The 19,013-nt window shown below is 59.6% G+C and carries 15 protein-coding genes; 4 read left to right on the forward strand and 11 right to left on the reverse strand.

From position 1 onward, the window contains the following. Positions 1-12 precede the first annotated feature (12 nt). Both ACR0AI_RS05285 and ACR0AI_RS05290 read right to left on the reverse strand, forming a co-directional pair. Positions 13-1,335 carry a PQQ-like beta-propeller repeat protein gene (locus tag ACR0AI_RS05285; protein WP_480672134.1) on the reverse strand — a complete coding sequence of 441 codons (1,323 nt, stop codon included), beginning with the start codon at positions 1,333-1,335 and terminating at the stop codon, positions 13-15. Between the two features lie 42 nt (positions 1,336-1,377). Further along, entirely contained in the window at positions 1,378-2,049 is a 672-nt protein-coding gene (locus tag ACR0AI_RS05290; RefSeq protein WP_480672136.1) for a hypothetical protein, read from the reverse strand. Between the two features lie 225 nt (positions 2,050-2,274). Between ACR0AI_RS05290 and ACR0AI_RS05295 the strand changes: the two genes are divergently transcribed. Together ACR0AI_RS05295 and ACR0AI_RS05300 are read left to right on the forward strand one after the other, a co-directional pair. Next, on the forward strand, positions 2,275-3,507 hold the full coding sequence (locus ACR0AI_RS05295) for an efflux RND transporter periplasmic adaptor subunit (RefSeq protein WP_480672138.1): 1,233 nt from the start codon (positions 2,275-2,277) through the stop codon (positions 3,505-3,507). Continuing rightward, positions 3,504-7,295 carry an efflux RND transporter permease subunit gene (locus ACR0AI_RS05300; protein ID WP_480672140.1) on the forward strand — a complete coding sequence of 1,264 codons (3,792 nt, stop codon included), beginning with the start codon at positions 3,504-3,506 and terminating at the stop codon, positions 7,293-7,295. The genes ACR0AI_RS05295 and ACR0AI_RS05300 overlap by 4 nt, the downstream gene beginning before the upstream one ends. Positions 7,296-7,351: 56 nt before the next feature. On the opposite strand, the gene ACR0AI_RS05305 is transcribed toward ACR0AI_RS05300, so the two are convergent. The 3 genes from ACR0AI_RS05305 to ACR0AI_RS05315 all read right to left on the reverse strand — a co-directional run bounded on the left by ACR0AI_RS05305 (position 7,352) and on the right by ACR0AI_RS05315 (position 11,092). Next, positions 7,352-7,675, reverse strand: coding sequence for a hypothetical protein (locus tag ACR0AI_RS05305; RefSeq protein WP_480672142.1), 324 nt, complete (start codon positions 7,673-7,675; stop codon positions 7,352-7,354). Between the two features lie 97 nt (positions 7,676-7,772). Continuing rightward, on the reverse strand, positions 7,773-9,578 hold the full coding sequence (locus ACR0AI_RS05310; RefSeq protein WP_480672144.1) for an ABCB family ABC transporter ATP-binding protein/permease: 1,806 nt from the start codon (positions 9,576-9,578) through the stop codon (positions 7,773-7,775). Positions 9,579-9,655: 77 nt separating this feature from the next. Next, a complete protein-coding gene (locus tag ACR0AI_RS05315) occupies positions 9,656-11,092 on the reverse strand; it encodes a LysM peptidoglycan-binding domain-containing protein (RefSeq protein ID WP_480672146.1) in 1,437 nt (478 codons plus the stop codon). Positions 11,093-11,218: 126 nt separating this feature from the next. Here ACR0AI_RS05315 and ACR0AI_RS05320 point away from each other — a divergent pair, with 126 nt between their 5' ends. Beyond that, positions 11,219-11,758 (forward strand): LOG family protein, encoded by a 540-nt coding sequence (locus ACR0AI_RS05320; protein WP_480672148.1) that lies wholly within the window; start codon positions 11,219-11,221, stop codon positions 11,756-11,758. A 36-nt stretch (positions 11,759-11,794) separates the two neighbouring features. On the opposite strand, the gene ACR0AI_RS05325 is transcribed toward ACR0AI_RS05320, so the two are convergent. The 3 genes from ACR0AI_RS05325 to ACR0AI_RS05335 form a co-directional block, all read right to left on the reverse strand. Further along, positions 11,795-12,253: a baeRF12 domain-containing protein gene (locus ACR0AI_RS05325; protein ID WP_480672150.1), complete on the reverse strand. Its 459-nt coding sequence runs from the start codon at positions 12,251-12,253 to the stop codon at positions 11,795-11,797. A 234-nt stretch (positions 12,254-12,487) separates the two neighbouring features. Continuing rightward, positions 12,488-13,273, reverse strand: coding sequence for an ABC transporter permease subunit (locus ACR0AI_RS05330; RefSeq protein ID WP_480672152.1), 786 nt, complete (start codon positions 13,271-13,273; stop codon positions 12,488-12,490). 185 nt (positions 13,274-13,458) lie between these two features. Continuing rightward, entirely contained in the window at positions 13,459-14,058 is a 600-nt protein-coding gene (locus tag ACR0AI_RS05335) for a superoxide dismutase (RefSeq protein ID WP_480672154.1), read from the reverse strand. Between the two features lie 100 nt (positions 14,059-14,158). Between ACR0AI_RS05335 and ACR0AI_RS05340 the strand changes: the two genes are divergently transcribed. Continuing rightward, entirely contained in the window at positions 14,159-14,920 is a 762-nt protein-coding gene (locus ACR0AI_RS05340; RefSeq protein ID WP_480672156.1) for an FkbM family methyltransferase, read from the forward strand. A 109-nt stretch (positions 14,921-15,029) separates the two neighbouring features. On the opposite strand, the gene ACR0AI_RS05345 is transcribed toward ACR0AI_RS05340, so the two are convergent. The 3 genes from ACR0AI_RS05345 to ACR0AI_RS05355 are packed head-to-tail and all read right to left on the reverse strand — an operon-like array spanning position 15,030 to position 18,991. Further along, complete coding sequence (locus ACR0AI_RS05345) at positions 15,030-15,596, reverse strand: sarcosine oxidase subunit gamma (RefSeq protein WP_480672158.1); 567 nt, start codon at positions 15,594-15,596, stop codon at positions 15,030-15,032. Beyond that, positions 15,589-18,618: a sarcosine oxidase subunit alpha family protein gene (locus ACR0AI_RS05350; protein WP_480672160.1), complete on the reverse strand. Its 3,030-nt coding sequence runs from the start codon at positions 18,616-18,618 to the stop codon at positions 15,589-15,591. The genes ACR0AI_RS05345 and ACR0AI_RS05350 overlap by 8 nt, the downstream gene beginning before the upstream one ends. Before the next feature lie 43 nt (positions 18,619-18,661). Beyond that, positions 18,662-18,991: a sarcosine oxidase subunit delta gene (locus ACR0AI_RS05355; protein WP_170721715.1), complete on the reverse strand. Its 330-nt coding sequence runs from the start codon at positions 18,989-18,991 to the stop codon at positions 18,662-18,664. Positions 18,992-19,013 lie beyond the last annotated feature (22 nt).

The raw sequence follows: 19,013 nt of genomic DNA on the forward strand, positions 1-19,013 counted from the left end.
CGCATCTTTTGGTCAACGGAAAGCGTGTAGATCACCTTTGGTCGACACGACATACAGTGTTTGTCCGGCAACGACAGGCGCGGTGGTCGCGCCTCCGGGGACTTCGACCTGATGCACAAGCGCCCCGTTCACCGGGTTGAAGAACCGCAGGAACCCGTCATTCGAGGCGATCACAATGCGCCCTCCGGCCAGGATCGGGCCATAGTGGGCCACGATCGGACCGCGACGGTTTGGTTTGTCCTTTACAAAGCCCGCTAGGTCCTGCGCCCAGATCACCGAACCATCGGCGCTGTTCAAGCGGACCAGCTGGCTGCGATCGCTGATCAGGAAGATGCTGTTGCCTGCGGGCCAGACAGTATCGACCGCGCCTTCATCTGCAGTCCAGCGGCGCTCACCTGTTCCCGCGTCAAACGCAACGGTACGGCCAGAGTGGTTACCGATGAAGATGGTGTCGCCCACCACCATCGGGCTACCAGTCACATCGACAATCCGAGCTGTGGCGCGTCCGCGGCGGCCACCGGCCACCGAGGCATTCCATCGGCTGATCCCGCCCCGCTTGAATGTCGCCGCGATATCACCCGAACCAAAGGCAAAGACAGCCAGATCCGAGGTCACAACCGGCGCAGGTGCGCCCAGAACGTTGCCGACGCTAGGGGTGCCCTCGATCTGCCATTGAATGCGGCCATCCTTGGTGTCGACGGTCCAACCGGTCTCATCCCCAGCGACGAGGTACAACAGTCCGTTACTCACCAAAGGCGCGCCGCTGCCAGTTGCGTTCAGGCGTTTCTGCCAACGGATCGCGCCTGTCTTGGCATCCAGCGCTGTTAGACGGCCAAAACCCGAGGAGACATAGAGAATGCCCCCCGAATAGGCCATGCCGCCACCTGTAGCATCCGAATCCCCGTCGGTTGCTGGAATCAGATTAGTGCTCCAGGCGACCTGTCCCTGCGGTGTCACCGCCGAAACCGTCGCCCCCGCATCAAGCGTGTAGACCAGCCCCCCCGCGACAACCGGGTCGGCCGTGATTCGTTGTTTGCGTGAATCGCCATCCCCGATAGAGGCCGACCAAACACGTTGAGGTGTCGCACGCAGCGAAGCATTTGACGTCCGGAAGGCGGGCGTTCCCGGGCTTTGGGGCCAGCTTGCATTTGCGCTCTGCGATGGCAGGCTAATGGGTTGCGAGCCGCTTTTGGCAACCGTTTCAAGGTCTGAGGCAGGTCGGATATCCTCGCGCACGCCCGGCAAAATCTGTTCGGGTTCTTCACAAGCGGCCAGAGCGGTCAGGGCCAGCGCCACAATCGGCAGTCCCACGCGAGAGAAAAGTCTTGTTACCATTTTAATCCGAACTCGCCTGTCATTAACCTGTGTTCCGCCCGATCAGCCCTGCTGAGCGACCAATGGCTCGGGCTCAGCGCCCAGTGCAACAATCAATTGCGCGGCGCGCTGCTGCAGATCCACGCTGACCTCTGCGTCCTGACGCAGCGCCTGCAATCGCTCCAACGCGGCGTCTACTTCGCCCTCGGCGATGTCGATCAGGGCCAGTTGCTCTTGGGCCAGAAGGCGCAACGGGGCGCCGGGGGCGGCCAAAGCCTCGAACTGTTGTCGCCGATCTGCAGCGGGCATTGTGTCGGATTGAAGCAGCAGTGCCTTGAAGCTTGCAATGGCACGATAAATCTCGGGCAGATCGCCCTGAACGGCCACAGCATTCAGACTGTCGACTGCATCCTGCCGGGAATCAGCATCGAGCTGTGAAGCCGACAGAAGCATGTTGCGCACAGCCTCACCACCCGGCGTCAGTACATCCACCTGCTCGAGGCCAGCGACGCGTGCGGTCGTATCGTTTTCCGCCAGCGCGGCCAGAATGTCATCGCCCAGCTTCTGAGCCTGCGACGTGTCCCGCGCCTTGCGGTATTCGTTGAAGGCGGCCCCACCGACGATCAGCACGACGGCAACAACACCGACCCAGCCCCAACGCCGCAAAAGCAGATACAGCCGGTCGCGGCGCACCTCTTCTGTGACTTCATCAATGAAACTGTCGGTATCGCTCATACCTGCCCCCGGGCTGTGTATCCTGTCTTGGTGGGCCATGTCATACCCCGGCACCACGGCCAAGCCAAGGGCCGGATTTTGCACAATTCCGCTGACTGCATGCGCCCTTGCGAAAAAAAATAAACCGAACTAATCAGTTTAGCGTAGAAAATACACAAGCCGACGCCCATCTTTCACTATACTACCCCGGTCTAAGCCGGCGAATTTTTTAAGGAGACCAGCTTTATGCGTCTGATTTCATTCATCAATGCCGCCTTGGTGATTGTCGCGCTGTATTTCCTTGTTTTTGAGCGTGACGCGCTGTTCGCCTTTGCAGGCAGAGGTGACGTAGAGGAAAGCACCCCATCAGAGACCGAAGAGGCGGTGGTTTCGCTAGCCAATGAAAATGCTGTTCGCGTGGTTGCCCTGCGCTCGGTCGCGCGCGAGATTGACAGCGCCGTCCTGCTGCGCGGCCAAACAAAAGCCAACCGTCAGGTCGAAGTGCTGGCCGAGACGACCTCGACCGTGATCTCAGAACCTATGCGCCGCGGTGCTTTTGTTGAGGCGGGCGATCTGCTGTGTGAGCTTGATCCCGGCACCCGCCCCGCCAGCCTAGCCGAAGCGAAGGCAGGCAAGCTTGAGGCCGAAAGCCGCATCCCCGAGGCCGAGGCGCGTCTGGAAGAAGCACATGCCCTTGTGGCCGAGGCTGATATCAACCTGAAAGCGGCCCGCAAACTGTCAGAGACGGGCTTTGGCTCGGAGACCCGCCGCGTCTCCTCCGAGGCCGCGATGAGCAGCGCCGAGGCAGGTATCAAATCGGCTGAAGCCGGGCTGGAAGCCACCCGCGCCGGCATCGAATCCGCCGCGGCAGAGGTCGAAGCCGCCCAACGTGAAATAGATCGGCTGACGATCGAAGCTCCGTTTCAGGGCCTGCTGGAAAGCGACACCGCTGAATTGGGCAGCCTGATGCAGCCGGGAACGCTCTGCGCCACGATCATCCAGCTGGACCCGATCAAGCTTGTTGGATTCGTGCCCGAAACCGAAGTTAACCGCGTTCAGGTCGGGGCGCTGGCCTCGGCGCAGCTGGTCACCGGTCGTCAGGTCGAAGGCCGCGTAACCTTCCTCAGCCGCTCGGCAGATGAGACGACCCGCACCTTTGAGGTCGAGATCACCGTGCCGAACGAAGACCTGACCATTCGCGACGGCCAGACAGCGACAATCCGTATCTCGGCCGAAGGGGCCAAGGCGCATCTGCTGCCGCAATCGGCGCTGACCCTCAGCAATGAAGGGCAGTTGGGCGTGCGCACCGTCGGCGCGGGCGATGTGGTCGATTTCATGCCGGTTCGCGTGTTGCGTGACACGGCTGAAGGCGTCTGGATCGACGGTCTGCCTGAAACCACGGACATCATCGTGGTGGGGCAAGAGTTCGTCGTCAAGGGCGTCACCGTGAACCCGACCTATCAGGAGGTCATGCAATGACGGGTATCGTCAGCTGGGCCGCCGACCGGGCCCGCATGGTTCTGGCCTTCATCCTGATTTCGCTGGTCATTGGCGGGTTCGCCTATGTCAACCTGCCGAAAGAGGGCGAGCCGGATATCGAGGTCCCAGCCCTGTTCGTATCGGTCGTCTTCCCCGGAATCTCAGCCGAGGATTCCGAGAACCTGCTGGTCAAACCGATGGAGACCGAGCTGGCAGATCTGGATGGTCTCAAAGAGATGACCGCCACCGCTGCCGAGGGCTATGCAGGCCTGTTCCTTGAGTTCGAATTCGGCTGGGACAAGACAGCAATCACCGCCGATGTCCGCGATGCGATGAACAGCGCACAGGCCGAGTTCCCGGACGGTGCCGAGCAATATTCGCTGAGCGAGCTGAACTTCTCCGAATTCCCCATCGTCATCGTGAACCTGACCGGCGCGGTGCCCGAACGAACCATGGCGCGTATCGCCAAGGACCTGCAGGACGACATCGAAGCGCTTGATTCCGTGCTTGAGGCCGGAATCGCTGGCAACCGGGATGAGCTGCTTGAGGTCATCATCGACCCTCTGCGCCTTGAGGCGTACAACGTCACTGCCAATGAGCTGATTACGGTTGTGCAAAACAACAACCAGTTGATTGCGGCGGGCGAAGTGGACAGCGCGCAAGGGGCCTTTTCGGTCAAAATCCCCTCGTCCTTCAAAACCGCGCAGGACGTGTATGGCTTGCCCATCAAGGTCAACGGCGACCGGGTCGTCACTCTGGGTGAATTGGCCGAAATCAACTACACGTTTGAGGACCGCGAGGGCACGGCCCGGTTCGACAATGTTCCAACCGTCGCTTTGCAGGTGGTAAAGCGTAAGGGCTTCAACCTGATCGACACGGTCGAGCAGGTCAAAGCCACAATTGCCGAAGCGCAAACCAAATGGCCTGCCGAATTGCAGGCGGCGGTGGACGTGGGAACCTCAAACGACCAAAGCCGGATCGTTGGGTCCATGGTCAGCCAGTTGGAGGGCTCGGTCCTGACGGCGATTGCGCTGGTGATGATCGTGGTTCTGGCCTCGCTGGGGTCGCGGGCAGCGCTGTTGGTAGGCTTTGCGATTCCGACCTCGTTCCTGCTGTGCTTTGCCTTTCTTGCGGTCATGGGCGTCAGCATTTCGAACATCGTAATGTTCGGTCTAATCTTGGCCGTTGGTATGCTGGTAGATGGCGCGATCGTTGTGGTCGAATATGCCGACAAGCGCATCAAAGAGGGGGTCGGCCCGATGCATGCCTATGTCGAGGCGGCGCAGCGCATGTTCTGGCCCATCGTCTCCTCCACGGCGACAACACTCTGTGCCTTCCTGCCGATGCTGTTCTGGCCCGGTATTCCGGGTGAGTTCATGGGCATGCTGCCGGTGACGCTGATCTTTGTTCTTTCCGCGTCACTGATTGTGGCGCTGATCTACCTGCCGGTTATGGGCGGTGTTTCGGGTCGTTTGAGCCGCATCTTCGACCGCGCCTCTGACTGGTTGCGCGGCCGCACGCCATGGTGGCTACGCGCCGTAATGGTACCCCCTTCCTTCTATCTGGTTTTCCTGGGCGCGATGCAGGTGCTGAACCCCTCCTATCTGGTCGAGGGCGGCGGCTCTCTCCTCGGGGCCGTGTTGATGATCCTTGGAGCTTTCGCCGGATCGGTCACGCTAGGCGCGGCCCGGATCGAGCGCAAACCCGATACCAAGGTTCACACGGCCAAGGAACACACGCCCTTCGGCTACGTCATCAAGTTCCTAGTGGGCAATCCGGTGATGCCGATTGTCTCGATCGCTGCCGTTATCATGGCTGTGATGACGGTGATTTCGGTGTTCGGCGAAAACAACCGGGGCGTTGAGTTCTTCGTCGAAAGCGAGCCGGAACAGGCCACGGCTTACGTCCGCGCGCGAGGCAACCTTTCGTTGATGGAAAAAGACGCCATGGTGCTAGCCGCCGAACAGGTGATTGCCGCGCACCCGGCCGTGATCAACGTCTTCTCGTTTGCGGGCGAAGGTGGGCTGACGCAGAACAATGGTGGCGCGCAAGACCCGGCAGACACGGTCGGACGCGTCCAGTTCGAAATCATCCCATGGGAAGACCGTCCCAACGTCTCGGAGCCCATTCTGGGTGGGCTGTTTGACCGGCATTTCATCGCCCCCGAATATGATGGCGACTATGTTCTGGAAGAACTCAACACCCAACTGGCCGAGCTGCCCGGTTTCGAGGTCGAGATTCTGGCGCTGGAACAAGGCCCCGCCTCGGCCAAGCCCGTGCATCTGCGAATCAAGGGTGACGGATGGGAGCCTCTGACCGCCGCTACAGTCGCCGCCCGAGAGGTTTTCGACACGACCCCCGGCCTGATCAAGATAGAAGACACCCTGCCCCTGCCCGGCATCGACTGGCAGATCGACGTTGACGTCGCTAAAGCAGGCCGCTTTGGCGCCGATGTGGCCACTGTCGGGGCCATGGTGCAGCTGGTCACGCGCGGTATTCTTCTGGGCGAGATGCGCCCCGACACCACAGATGAAGAGATCGAGATCCGCGTCCGCCTGCCCGAAGAGGACCGTGTCCTTTCCACGCTGGACACCCTGAAGGTGCGGACGGCAGACGGCCTTGTGCCTCTTTCCAACTTCGTCACCCGTCAGCCGGTCGCCAAACTGGCTGAAATCAACCGTGTTGATCAGGAACGCTACTATGACGTCAAAGCCGATGTCGAAGCTGGCCTCAGCAAAGCAGTGGTCGCTGGACCAGACGGTGGTGAAAAACGTTTGGCCGTTCTGCGCTCGGTTGCGGATGGGGCAGAGCCCTCCTCAGCCGCGATCACTGCGCCTAATGGCAAGCAGTACGATCTGGTGCAATTGACCGGGGCTGAGACGACTGAGGAACTGCGTACCGCCGTTGAAAACGGAGAGGCCAGCATCGCGCCGATCAATCCCAACGAACGTATCGCCGTGCTGACCGAGTGGCTGAACTCCAACCCGTTCGACCCTTCGATCACGTGGGAATGGACCGGGGATCAGGAAGAACAGGCCGAAAGCCAGGCCTTCCTGTCCAGTGCATTTCTGGCGGCTTTGGGGCTGATGTTCGTGATCCTGCTGGCGCAATTCAACAGCTTCTACAACTCGGTTCTGGTTTTGCTGGCGGTTGTGCTGTCCACAACTGGCGTTCTGATCGGTATGCTGGTGATGGAGCAACCCTTCTCGATCATCATGACCGGTACTGGGATCGTCGCTTTGGCAGGGATTGTTGTGAATAACAATATCGTTCTCATCGACACCTATCAGGAGTACAGCCGCTACATGCCGCGAATCGATGCGATCGTGCGCACGGCTGAGGCTCGGATTCGCCCCGTTCTGTTGACAACGCTGACTACAATGGCCGGTCTGACGCCGATGATGTTTGGCCTGTCGCTGGACTTCATCAATGGCGGCTACACGATCGACAGCCCCACTGCATTGTGGTGGAAACAGCTGGCTACCGCTGTGGTCTTTGGCCTCGGCATCGCCACCGTGCTGACCTTGATCGTAACGCCATCGATGCTGGCCCTGCGGGTCTGGGTGACAACTTACGCCATCTGGTTGGGCAAACTCTTGGCGCGTGTCACAGCAGGCCGGTCCAGCCAGATTGCACAGGACATGGCCATCGGCCAAAGCGCACGGGCTGCACAAGCAACCGAGATCGTCTGGGACGATCAGTCTGCGCCTCAGCCCGAGCAGGCGTCAGGGACAGATGAGGATCACCCGACCATCCCGCCCGGGTCACCGCTAAAAGCAGCCGAATAACTAACAAAAAAATGGCGAGCCGATGGCCCGCCATTTTCATTTCTTCAAACGTTTTTCTATTCCGAGAACGCGTATTCGCCCAGGTCGCACAGGTCCAGGTCGTAATCCTCAACCGCGCTGCCGTCATCAAACACGCCGCGAATGTCGTAGACGCAGGTCACAAGCCCATCCGCGATCAACACATCGATCTCATAGTCTGGCGCGAGGTATCCACCCTGCAGAAGGTTCCCCTCCCAGCTGCCGGATGAGGCCGGGGAGACATTGAATTCGACCAGATCCGCACTAGTTTCATTGACCAGCAGAAATTCCAGATCTTCGGCTGACGCGGCAGATGCTGCGAGTGTCAAACCGAGTGTCAAGGATGCGACGATTTTCTTCATTTTTGCTATTTCCTGTTCGATGGCAAAACCAAGCCTGACGCGATAGCGCGCTCGTTAAGGTGTCAACCAGAGGACGAGCCGCGTCAAACGGAAAATCTCAGGCAGCCTGTGTGTCGGCCTGCTGGCGGCTCCACAATTGGGCGTAGCGACCTTCGCGCGCCAATAGCGCATCATGGGTGCCCTGTTCGATGATCTCACCGCTTTCCAGAACCACAATCTGGTCGGCCTCGGCAATCGTGCTCAGACGGTGCGCGATGGTGATCACGGTCCGCCCTTCGCCTGCACGGGCCAGAGCATCCTTGATCTCCTGCTCAGTATCGGTGTCGAGCGCCGAGGTCGCCTCGTCCAGCAACAGAATAGGCGGGTTCTTGAGCAGCGTCCGAGCGATGCCCACACGCTGCTTTTCTCCGCCTGACAGCTTGAGCCCACGCTCACCCACCTTGGTGTCATAGCCTTCGGGCAGAGAGACGATGAAGTCGTGGATTTGTGCCGCACGCGCGGCCTCTTCCACATCGGCCTGAGATGCGCCATCGCGGCCATAGGCAATGTTGTAGCGGATGGTGTCGTTGAACAGCACCGTGTCCTGAGGCACAACGCCGATGGCGGCGTGCAAACTGGTCTGACGCACATCCCGCACGTCCTGACCATCAATCTTCAACGCCCCGCCGGTCACATCGTAGAACCGGAACAACAACCGCCCGATGGTGGACTTCCCAGACCCCGTCGCGCCCACAATGGCTACAGTCTGCCCCGCAGGCACGGACAGCGACACCCCTTTAAGGATCACCCGCTCCGGGTCATAGCCAAAGCGCACATCCTGAAGGGTCACCTCGCCACCATTGACCTTCAGGTCCGGGGCGTCGGGCTTGTCTTTCACCTCGGCGGGCTGTTCCAGCAGGTCGAACATCTGGCCCATATCGACCAGCGCCTGCCGGATCTCGCGATACACCGTGCCCAGAAAGTTCAGCGGCACGGTAATCTGGATCATGTAGGCATTCACCATGACGAAATCGCCAACCGTGAGCGCGCCGTTCTGGACCCCGATTGCCGCCAGAACCATCACCCCGATCAGGCCACAGGTGATCAGGAAGGACTGCCCGAAATTCAGGAAGGCCAGCGAATAAGCGGTCTTCAAAGCCGCCCCGGCATAGGCCTTCATCGACACGTCATACCGGTTCGCTTCACGCTTTTCAGCATTGAAATACTTGACAGTTTCGAAATTCAGCAGGCTGTCGATGGCGCGCTGGTTCGCCTCGGTATCCTGATCATTCATCTCGCGCCGCAGCTTCACGCGCCATTCGGTGACGGCAAAGGTAAACCAGATGTAAAGCGCGATGGTGACGGCCACGACAACCAGATACCAGACGTCGAACAACCACATCAGGATGATAGCAACCAGCAGCAGCTCAAGGATCAGCGGCCCGATGGAAAACAGCAGGAACCGCAAAAGGAACTCGACGCCCTTGACGCCGCGCTCGATGATCCGGCTGAGGCCGCCGGTCCGGCGTCCAACGTGATAGCGCATGGACAGTTGGTGGATATGCTGAAAGGTCTCCAACGCGAGCGCACGCAACGCCCGTTGGCCAACGGGGGCAAAGGCTGCATCGCGCAATTGCTGAAAGCCCACGGTCATCATCCGGGCGACACCATAGGCCACCGTCAGCCCCACCGCGCCAAGCGCCAGAGGAGGCACGCCCTCGCCCGCGAGACCATCCACCGCGCCCTTGTAAAGGATCGGCGTATAGACGGCGATCAGCTTGGCCAAAACCAGCATCGCCATGGCAATCACAACGCGGCGCTTCACCCATGGCTCATCATCCGGCCACATGTAAGGCGCAACCTTGCGTATCGTCCGCCAGCCAGAGCGGCGCTCGTCAGTTCCGGCCAATTCGTCCGATGTCATGGGGGGCATACGTCGCATTACCTGCCTAGTGTGAAGTGCAATATGGACCCCGGCCTGAGAAAGGCCAGAGCCTGAGCTTATTCAGGAATGGTGAACACCTGCCCCGGGAAAATCAGGTCCGGGTCGCGGATCAGCTCGCGGTTGGCATCGAACAGGCGGACATACAGCACGCCGTCTCCGAACCGCTCACGCGAGATGGCCCACAGGGTGTCGCCCGCCTGAACCGTGACCGACCGGATCGGTGCAACGGTTTCCTGCGGTTGCTCCGAGGTCTGCGCCTCGGCCGCCTGCAACACCTCAACGGGTTCACGTTTGAAAGGCGTTTCAACACGACTTAGGACTGTGCCGTCCGAATGCACCTCGTCCACTCGCAGGGTGTAAACGCCGGGGTCGATCCCTTCGAGGTCGCCCCGCCAATTGCCATCCTCTTGCGGGGTCACATCGGCCACCAGACGGTTGTTGAGGTATATCCGTACAGCCGATCCTTCGTTGAGACGGCCAGTCAGTTGCACATCGCCGGTGTCTGAATAGCCGATTGTGTCCAGCTCAACCTGCTGGGGCGCGGAGTTCTCTTCGGACGGGGATTGCACCAGCTCTACCCCATCCTCGCCTGAACGCAGGATGGCAACCTGTTGATTTTCAGCAGGGGTTTCGGTTTCTTCTTCCGGGGCCAATTCAGTCTCAGCAACGGCCTCTTCTGTATCCGCACCAGTGTTATGGGTTTCGGCACCGGCATCTGCAGTTTCTGTAACGGTGCCCTCGGCTTCTGTGCCCGCGTCTGCAGTTTCCGTACTGGCGTCCTCAGCTTCCTTACCAGCGTCTGCGGTTTCCGTCGACTGATCGGGCTCAACATTTGCCGCAGTCGTATCTTCCGCCTCAGGCTCGGGATCTTCAGCAACTTCCGGTTCCGAGGACGTTTCCTCAACCGTTGGCGCTGGCTCCTCGGGGGCGGGTTCTGGCAGGGCTGCGATCAGATAGTCGTCAGATCGAACGGTTTCATCCCCATCGGTCGACTGCAGAACAAGGCCGCGCGGATCATCGCTGAACGGGACCGCAACGAATTCGGCGAACTGGCCCGTCTCATCGACCGAAAACTGATGCACGACCTCGCCGTTCAGCACCACGTCAACATCACTGCCCGGCTCTGCCTCACCCGACAGTAGCGCGCTGCCGTCCGGCGACACGAAAATCTGGTCCAACGCCGGAGGTGTCGTGGGAGCGGCTTCAACCGCGACCTCTTCGGGCTGGGCTTCGGGGTTTTCTGCAGCGGGTTCCTCAGCCTCGGCAGTGGCCTCCTCTGGCTCGGGGGCGGGCTCCTGCGCGGGCTCTTCTTCGGGTGCAACCTCCGGCGCAGGAGTTTCCTCTGCAACCTCAACCTGTTCCTGCACGGGTTCGGGGCTGCTTGAAAAGACGCCTGACAAATACAGACCACCGGCCGCAAGAATTGCCACAAGGCCGACAAGCAGCCCCCAGATGAAGCTGCCCGAGCTTCCGCTTCCCGATGTGCCGTTCATTCTTTCCCTTTCATTCCGCCGCGAAACTGATGTGAGTGACTCGTGTTCCGGCGGACAGTTGAGCCAACCTATCAATCTCGCTATCAGGGGTCAAAACGTCTGAAACAAGCCCGGAGCGCACCTGTCATGTCCCAGAAATCCGTCTGTGTGTATTGCGGGTCACGCAATGGCAACAATCCCGCCTATTCTGACGCCGCCAAGCAGTTGGGAACCGCGCTGGCGCAGGAAGGCTGGCGGCTGGTCTACGGGGCCGGAGATGTGGGTCTGATGGGGGAAGTTGCGCGCGCCACGCAATCTGCCGGGGGAGAGACCTTCGGCGTTATTCCGGTGCATCTGGTCCAGCGCGAGGTCGGCAAAAGCGACCTGACGCATTACGTGATCACCGAGACGATGCACGAGCGCAAGAAAGTCATGATTATGAATGCCGATGCCGTCGTGGTCCTGCCCGGAGGGCCGGGATCACTGGACGAGTTGTTCGAGGCGCTGACATGGCGGCAGTTGGGCCTGCATGATAAGCCGATTGTGGTGGTGAATGTGGGGGGCTACTGGGATAAGCTCCGCGACCTGCTGGAACAGGTGATCGAACAGGGATTTGCCGATCAATCTCTTTCAAGTTTCGTGACTTGGGTCGAGGATGCCGACGCGGCCATCGCCGCTTTGCGGTAGGCAAAAATGTGGGCGGCTGAAGCCGCCCGTTTTCATTCAAGCCAGACGTGGCGCAGGGCGAAGGCGCTGTTTCAGCACCTGTTCAACCTTGTAAAGCGGGTGGTTGGTCAGTGTTTTATCCACCTCGGCCACAACTTTGGCCAGCACCTCACTATGCAGCCTGCGCCGCAGCAGGCCCAGAACGTGCGGGCTGGCCACCAGAACAAGCCTGCTAAATTTGCCTTTCAAACCCTTGCGGTTCAGAAGATTGGCAAGGTCCTGCACGAACAGCGATTTCGCATGGGATTTCCAGTCCGGTTCCTCAACCGCCGATTTCTGGTTCGGCCCCGGATCAGACCGCCGACCGGCCCTGTCAGTGGGGCGGTCGTGAGATTCTTGCTCCTCAACCGAAACAACAACCAGATTGGGGTCTTCGGCATCAGTGATGTTCTCGACGAACAGTGCCTTTTCCCCATCCGCGATAACAACCCAGGTTCCCTGTTCAAGTGCAGCCATTATGCTCTCCCGTAGTGGTTTCCATGGCTATCCCTCATGTATTGGGCACAAGTTCTTTGCTTCGCGGCCAGAGCGTTCTGGCGCGGTGTTTGCATGTGCTTCCAATGGGTGCGGTTCTCTCCCTCCGCTGTATTTACTTAAGCGCTGGCGGACCCGGTACAATCCCGTCTCACACCGAAACTTGACGTATCGGCAAGTTTTCACCTGCGCTTCATGTTTGAGCAGATCGCGGACCTAGTGGATGCCCGCGGTCAGACCCCGCATCAACCATCGCTGCAGCCCAATCACCACCACAGCCGGAGGCAGCAGCGCCAAAAGCGCCAGAACCATACCTGCCATGCCGCCAAAACCCGAATAGGCCATGCCGCGCACCAAGGTGTCATGGTCCTGACTGGTGGTGGTGATCATAATCGGCCAGACATATTGATTCCACCCCAGCACAAACAGGATCGCGAAAACAGCCGCGATCATCGGCAGAGACAGTGGGACAATGATATCAAACAGTACACGCAGCGGTCCGGCGCCGTCCATCTGGGCAGCCTCCATCACCTCATTAGGGATCTGGCGCATGTATTGGCGAAAGACCAGCACGCCCAGCCCGCTGGCCGTGATCGGCAGGATCATCCCCGCGTAGGAATTGAGCAGCCCAAGATCACTGGCTACGGCGAAGGTTGGCAAGATCCGGGTCTCGATCGGAAAGAACATCGCGATCAGGATCACGCCGTAGATCAACCCGCTGCAGGGCAGTCGAAAAAACACCAGCGCGTAGGCGGCCATCATCGACATCACGCTTTTCAAGATGGCAACGCCAAGGGCCAGTACCAGCGAATTCCACATCATCGCCCCTGCCCCAATCCCAGCGCTGCTGAGGCCACCACGCCAGACCCGCTGAACCAAGGCCCAAAGCTCGGACAGATCAAGGGCCGTGAGCAACTGCCAAAGCAGCAGGCAGACCGGCCCGCACATCAAGGCAACGCCTGCCAGAAGAATCGCGTGATCGAGGAGATGGTTTCCGCGCAAGCTTGGGGTCCAATCGTCAAAATGGCGGTTTGCCAGTTGGTTACAGCAGGACTGTCACGGTTGACGCGGTCTCGCAAGGTTTGCTGTGCGGATTGACCAACCGCGCGGCATGAAATCTATACCAATGAAAAAGGCCTGCCAGCGTCTCCGCCAGCAAGCCCTTGTGCCCAATCGGGACACTCAGATCACATGCGCGATGCGACGTTTTCCCAGTTCACCAGGTTGTCGAGGAAGTTCGACAGGTAAGCCGGACGCTTGTTGCGGAAGTCGATGTAGTAGGAATGCTCCCACACGTCGCAACCCAGCAGAGCTGTCTGACCAAAGCACAGCGGGTTCACGCCGTTCTCGGTTTTGGTCACGGCCAGCGAGCCGTCAGCGTTTTTGACCAGCCATGCCCAGCCCGAGCCGAACTGACCCGCGCCAGCCGCGCTGAACTGCGACTTGAACTCGTCAACCGAGCCGAAGCTTTCGGCCAGCGCTTTTTCAAGTTCGCCAGGCATCGCGCTTTCGCCGGGGCCCATCATTTCCCAGAACTGGTTGTGGTTCCACAGCTGGCTGATGTTGTTGAAGATACCGTTCTGCGCGACGGCGTTTGCGTCGTAGGTCCCTACGATGATCTCTTCCAGCGACTTGCCGTCCCACTCGGTGCCGGCGATCAGCTTGTTGCCGTTGTCGACATAGGCTTTGTGGTGCAGGTCGTGGTGATATTCCAGCGTTTCGGCGGACATGCCCTTGGCTGCCAGCGCGTCATGTGCATAAGGAAGATCAGGAAGTTCAAAAGCCATGTCGGCCCCCTGTAAAATAAAAGTTGCGGTTCCCAAGGGTTAAATGCTTTGGCAACCGCCGCAGGTCAAGGGGCGAGACAATAAAACCCGGAGGTCCGCGATGCTGACACAGGCGCGCAAGATGTTTTACCGCGCCCGCGGATACTATGCTGGGAACCTGAATGGTCAGGCGTTCCGGCTGGATCCCTACCATTCGAAATTCTGGCGCAAAGCCTCGGCCGGAGATTGGGAGCCTGAGACCTTCGCAGTTCTCGATCAGTTCCTATCCCCGGAAAGCGACTATCTGGATATCGGCGCATGGATCGGGCCGACTGTCCTTTACGGTGCGCGCAAAGCCCGCCATGTGTTCTGTTTTGAGCCCGACCCGACCGCCTTTCGTCATCTGGCCTGGAACCTGGACCTGAACGATATCCGCAATGTCTCGGCCTTCGGAGTGGCGTTGTCAGATCAGTTCGGAGTGGCCCGCATGGCCTCAACCCGAGGAGAGCCGGGCGATTCCACCAGTTCCCTTTTACATGACGCGGCGCATGGAACGGATGCTTTGACAATCGCATGGGAGCAGTTCCAGGCTGTCCAGGATTTAAGCCAGGTCTCGCTGGTGAAAATGGATATCGAAGGGGCGGAGTTCTTTGTCCTGCCCACGCTTGTGGACTGGGTGAAACAGAAACGTCCCGCCCTTTTTCTGTCCTTGCATGCGCCGCTTTTGGAAGAGGCAGACAGGCGTTCCCGTATGGAAGTCCTGCTGGAAAGCCTACGGTTCTATAGCAATCTGTGCGACGAAAACGGACAGCTGGTGACGGTGCAGGCGCTATTGGAACCCACGGCGCTCAATCGCTATCAAACGATCCTATTGCATGATTGAAGCGGGCGCCGTTAGAGCCTCCGACCACTCTTAGCTGGTATTCTCAAGGTCAGAACGCAAAAGGCTCCGGCCTAAACCGGAGCCTTTTTTGACATCAGTCGTCGGGTCTTTAGTAAACCCCGACCTCACTACCCGGCTGCGCCGCAACCTTGAGCAGTTTGAACACATAGTCAGCTGCCGAACGGAAGCAGACAATGCGCAGGGTCTCGGCATCGTCCATCCAGAAGGCGCCAGCGACCTGAGCCAGACGCGAACGGCGAATTTGGCCGGGTTGGAAAGCCGCTGGTGACAGATCGACCGGAGCAACCTTGCCCAGAACTTCACGCGCGTTGCTGCCCGAGACTGTGAACACCGCACGGGCGTCCGATACGTTGACGGCCAGCGCATGCGTACCGCCAAGCGCATTGGTCATCTCGGCCAGTTTGGCCTCAACCTCGGCATAGGGCACAAGCACCAGCAGCTCATCGGTGGACATCCAGCATACGCCGGTATCGCCATCGACCAGAGCCTCACGCTGACCGGGCATTTTCTGCCCGGTTGCATTCTTGATCGCCTTGGCCAGCACCTTGTCGGACAGATCGCCGCGCAGGGTGATCATGCCCTGCAGGCCGACCTCGGCCACCTTGGCGATGCCGTCATAGCTGGCGTGATTCAGTGCGCTGATAGGTTCAGACATTCTGCTTCTCCCCGTCCTTGTCGTAGAAGATCGGATCGACGATCTTGGCTTTGTAGGTTTTGCCATCGGTTCCCGGGAACTCGACAATATCGCCCATGCGGTCAGGACCGTGCTTGATCAGACCCATCGCGATGCCTTTGTCCAGATTGGCCGAGTGGTAGGTCGAGGTCACACGCCCGATCATATTGCGCTGACCGTTGGCGTTGACGCCCTCGCCCACCGCATAGGCACCGTCCGGCAGAACCGATCCATCCACAGTCTCCAGACCGACCAGTTTCCAACGCTCTGGATCAGCCATATGGGTCCGCGAATGGGCGCGTTTCCCGAGGTAATCCTCTTTCTTCTTAGAGAGCGCCCAGTGCAGCCCCAGATCCTGCGGGATCACGGTGCCGTCGGTCTCGTCGCCGATCATGATGAAGCCCTTCTCGGCCCGCAGAATGTGCAGACATTCGGTGCCGTAAGGCATCACGCCGAACTCTTTGCCCGCGTCGATCAGAGCGTCCCAGAACGCTTGACCCTGGCTTGCAGGAACCGCGATCTCATAGGACAGCTCACCCGAGAACGAGATGCGGTAGGCCCGCGCGTCGAACGCGCCGATCTTACCGTCACGCCATTCCATGAAGGGCAGCGCTTCTTTCGATACGTCCATGCCGCCACCGGCTTGAGCGTTCAGCTTCTCCAGCACCTTGCGGGCGTTGGGGCCAACCACGGCGACCTGAGCGTATTGCTCGGTGACGTTCGCGACGTAGACTTTCCAGTCCCACCACTCGGTCTGCAGCCATTCTTCCATGTGACCATGGATACGCTCGGCACCGCCGGTGGTGGTGTGGCACAGCCATGTATCTTCGTCGATGCGGGCAACAACACCGTCATCGATCAGGAAGCCATTCTCTGAACACATCAGGCCATAGCGGCATTTACCGACCTTCAGCGTGGACATCATGTTGGTGTACATCATGTCCAGAAACTTGCCAGCATCGGGGCCTTTGACGATCAGTTTGCCTAGTGTCGAGGCGTCCAGCAGGCCGAGGTTTTCGCGCGTGTTCTTTACCTCACGATTCACCGCGTCATGCACGGATTCACCAGGACGGACATAGGCATAGGTCCGGCGCCAATGGCCGACCGGCTCCCAGTCTGCGCCATTCTGGTCGTGCCAGTTGTGCATCGGGGTCTGGCGGATCGGTTGGAACACCTCACCACGTGCTTCACCACCAATCGACGCCAGCGAGATAGGCGTATAGGGCGGACGGAACGTGGTGGTGCCGACCTTCGGAATTTCCGAATCCAGCGCATCAGCAAGGATCGCCAAGCCGTTGATATTACTCAACTTACCCTGATCGGTCGCCATACCCAGCGTGGTGTAACGCTTGGTGTGTTCGACGCTTTCATAGCCTTCGCGCGCAGCCAGCTGAACGTCCGAGACCTTCACGTCGTTCTGGAAGTCCAACCACGACTTCATGCGCAGCTGGATGTCGGCGTTGGCAGGCATCAGCCAGACGGCTGCCATCGGAGCCTCAGCTGTGGTTTCGCCCGTAGGAGCCTTGGTGCGTTTCGCCTTGTAACCGGCCGCCTTGGCCGCCGCTTTACCTGCGGCATCCGCGTCAGTCAGAACGTCGCCGAGAGCCAAAGGACCATTGGACGAACCCGCGGCAATCACGAAGCCTTCACCGTCTGCACCCAGTGGAGGGCGCTCGGGATCAGGACGGAAATGGGCGTTCGCCTCATCCCAGATCAGCTTGCCGCCGCAATGCGACCACATGTGAACAACCGGAGACCAGCCGCCCGACATGGCGACTGCATCGCATTCGACCTCTTCCCGCGCACCACCGATGCCTTCCTGGTTGCACAGCGCAACTTTCTTGACGCGCTTGCCGCCTTTGACCTTGGCGATGGCCTTGCCGGGATCGACACGGATGCCCAGTTGGCGCGCCTCTTCCGCCAGAGGTCCGGCGCTTGCGCGCGCATCGACCACGCGTAGAACATCCACACCGGCTTTCTTGAGGGCAATTGCAGTGCGATAGGCGTCGTCGTTGTTGGTCGCAACGATAACGCGGTCGCCCGGGGTCACGCCCCAGTTCACCACATAATCCCGCATGGCCGAGGCCAGCATCACGCCCGGAACATCGTTGCCCGCGAAAGACAGCGGACGCTCAATCGCGCCGGTTGCTGTGACAACCTGTTTGGCACGGATACGCCACAGGCGGTGACGGGGGCCTTGCACGCCCGGAGTGTGGTCCGTCAGGCGTTCGTAGCCCAGTACGTAACCGTGGTCATAAACCCCTGCCCCCATGCAGCGATTGCGCAGGATGACGTTGTCCATTGTTTCGAGTTCAGAAACTAATTGTTCCACGAACTTATCCACAGGCTCACCGTCGATCGTGCCGCCATCAACCGGAGCACGACCACCCCAATGCGCAGTCTGCTCGATCAGCATGACCTTGGCACCGGATTGAGCAGCCGTTTTGGCCGCCTGCAGACCAGCGACACCGCCACCGATCACCAGTACATCGGTGAAGTGGTAGAAATGCTCATAGGTGTCCGCGTCACGATTGTCCTTGTCGGGCGCTTTGCCCAGACCGGCGGACTGACGGATGAACGGCTCGTAGACGTGTTTCCAGAACGGCTTCGGATGGATGAACATCTTGTAGTAGAAGCCCGCCGGCAGGAAGCGCGACAGATGAGTGTTGATCGACCCGATGTCGAACTCGAGGTTCGGCCAGTGGTTCTGCGACACAGACGTCAGACCGTTGAATAGCTCGGTCGTGGTGGCGCGCTGGTTCGGTTCAAACCGGTTGCCTTCGCCCAAACCGACCAGAGCGTTCGGCTCTTCCGCGCCACTGGCAACGACGCCACGCGGACGGTGATACTTGAACGACCGGCCCATCATCATCTGGTCGTTGGCCAACAGGGCGGATGCAAGGGTATCGCCTTCGTAGCCCTGCATCGAGGTGCCGTTGAAGGTAAAGGTAACCTGTTTCGACCGGTCAATCAGCCGGCCTTGATTTGCGAGACGGGTGCTCATGTTGCGGACCTTTCGCAGGCGGAATTACGGATGGCTGGGCGGATCATTTAAACTCTCTCCACGTCCAGCCGGGACGCTTCGCGGTGATAGCGTCCTTGATCTCTTGCGGTGGCTCGGTGGTCTGGGCCGGATATGTGCCGAACACCTCAAGCGTGTTGGTGCAGCGCGCCGCGTGGAACCACTTGCCACAGCCATTTGCGTGGCGCCAACGTTCGAAATGAACGCCTTTTGGGTTCTCACGCATGAACAGGTAGTCGTGGAAATCATCATCCGACGAGCCGGGGCCAAAGCGCTTCAGATGCGCTTCGCCGCCAGCGGCCAGTTCAGTTTCTTCGGCATCGACGCCACAATAGGGGCAATTCAGGATCAGCATATGGTCATCCTTTTCTCGGTTG

The sequence above is a fragment of the Ruegeria sp. BG3 genome (assembly GCF_056538485.1).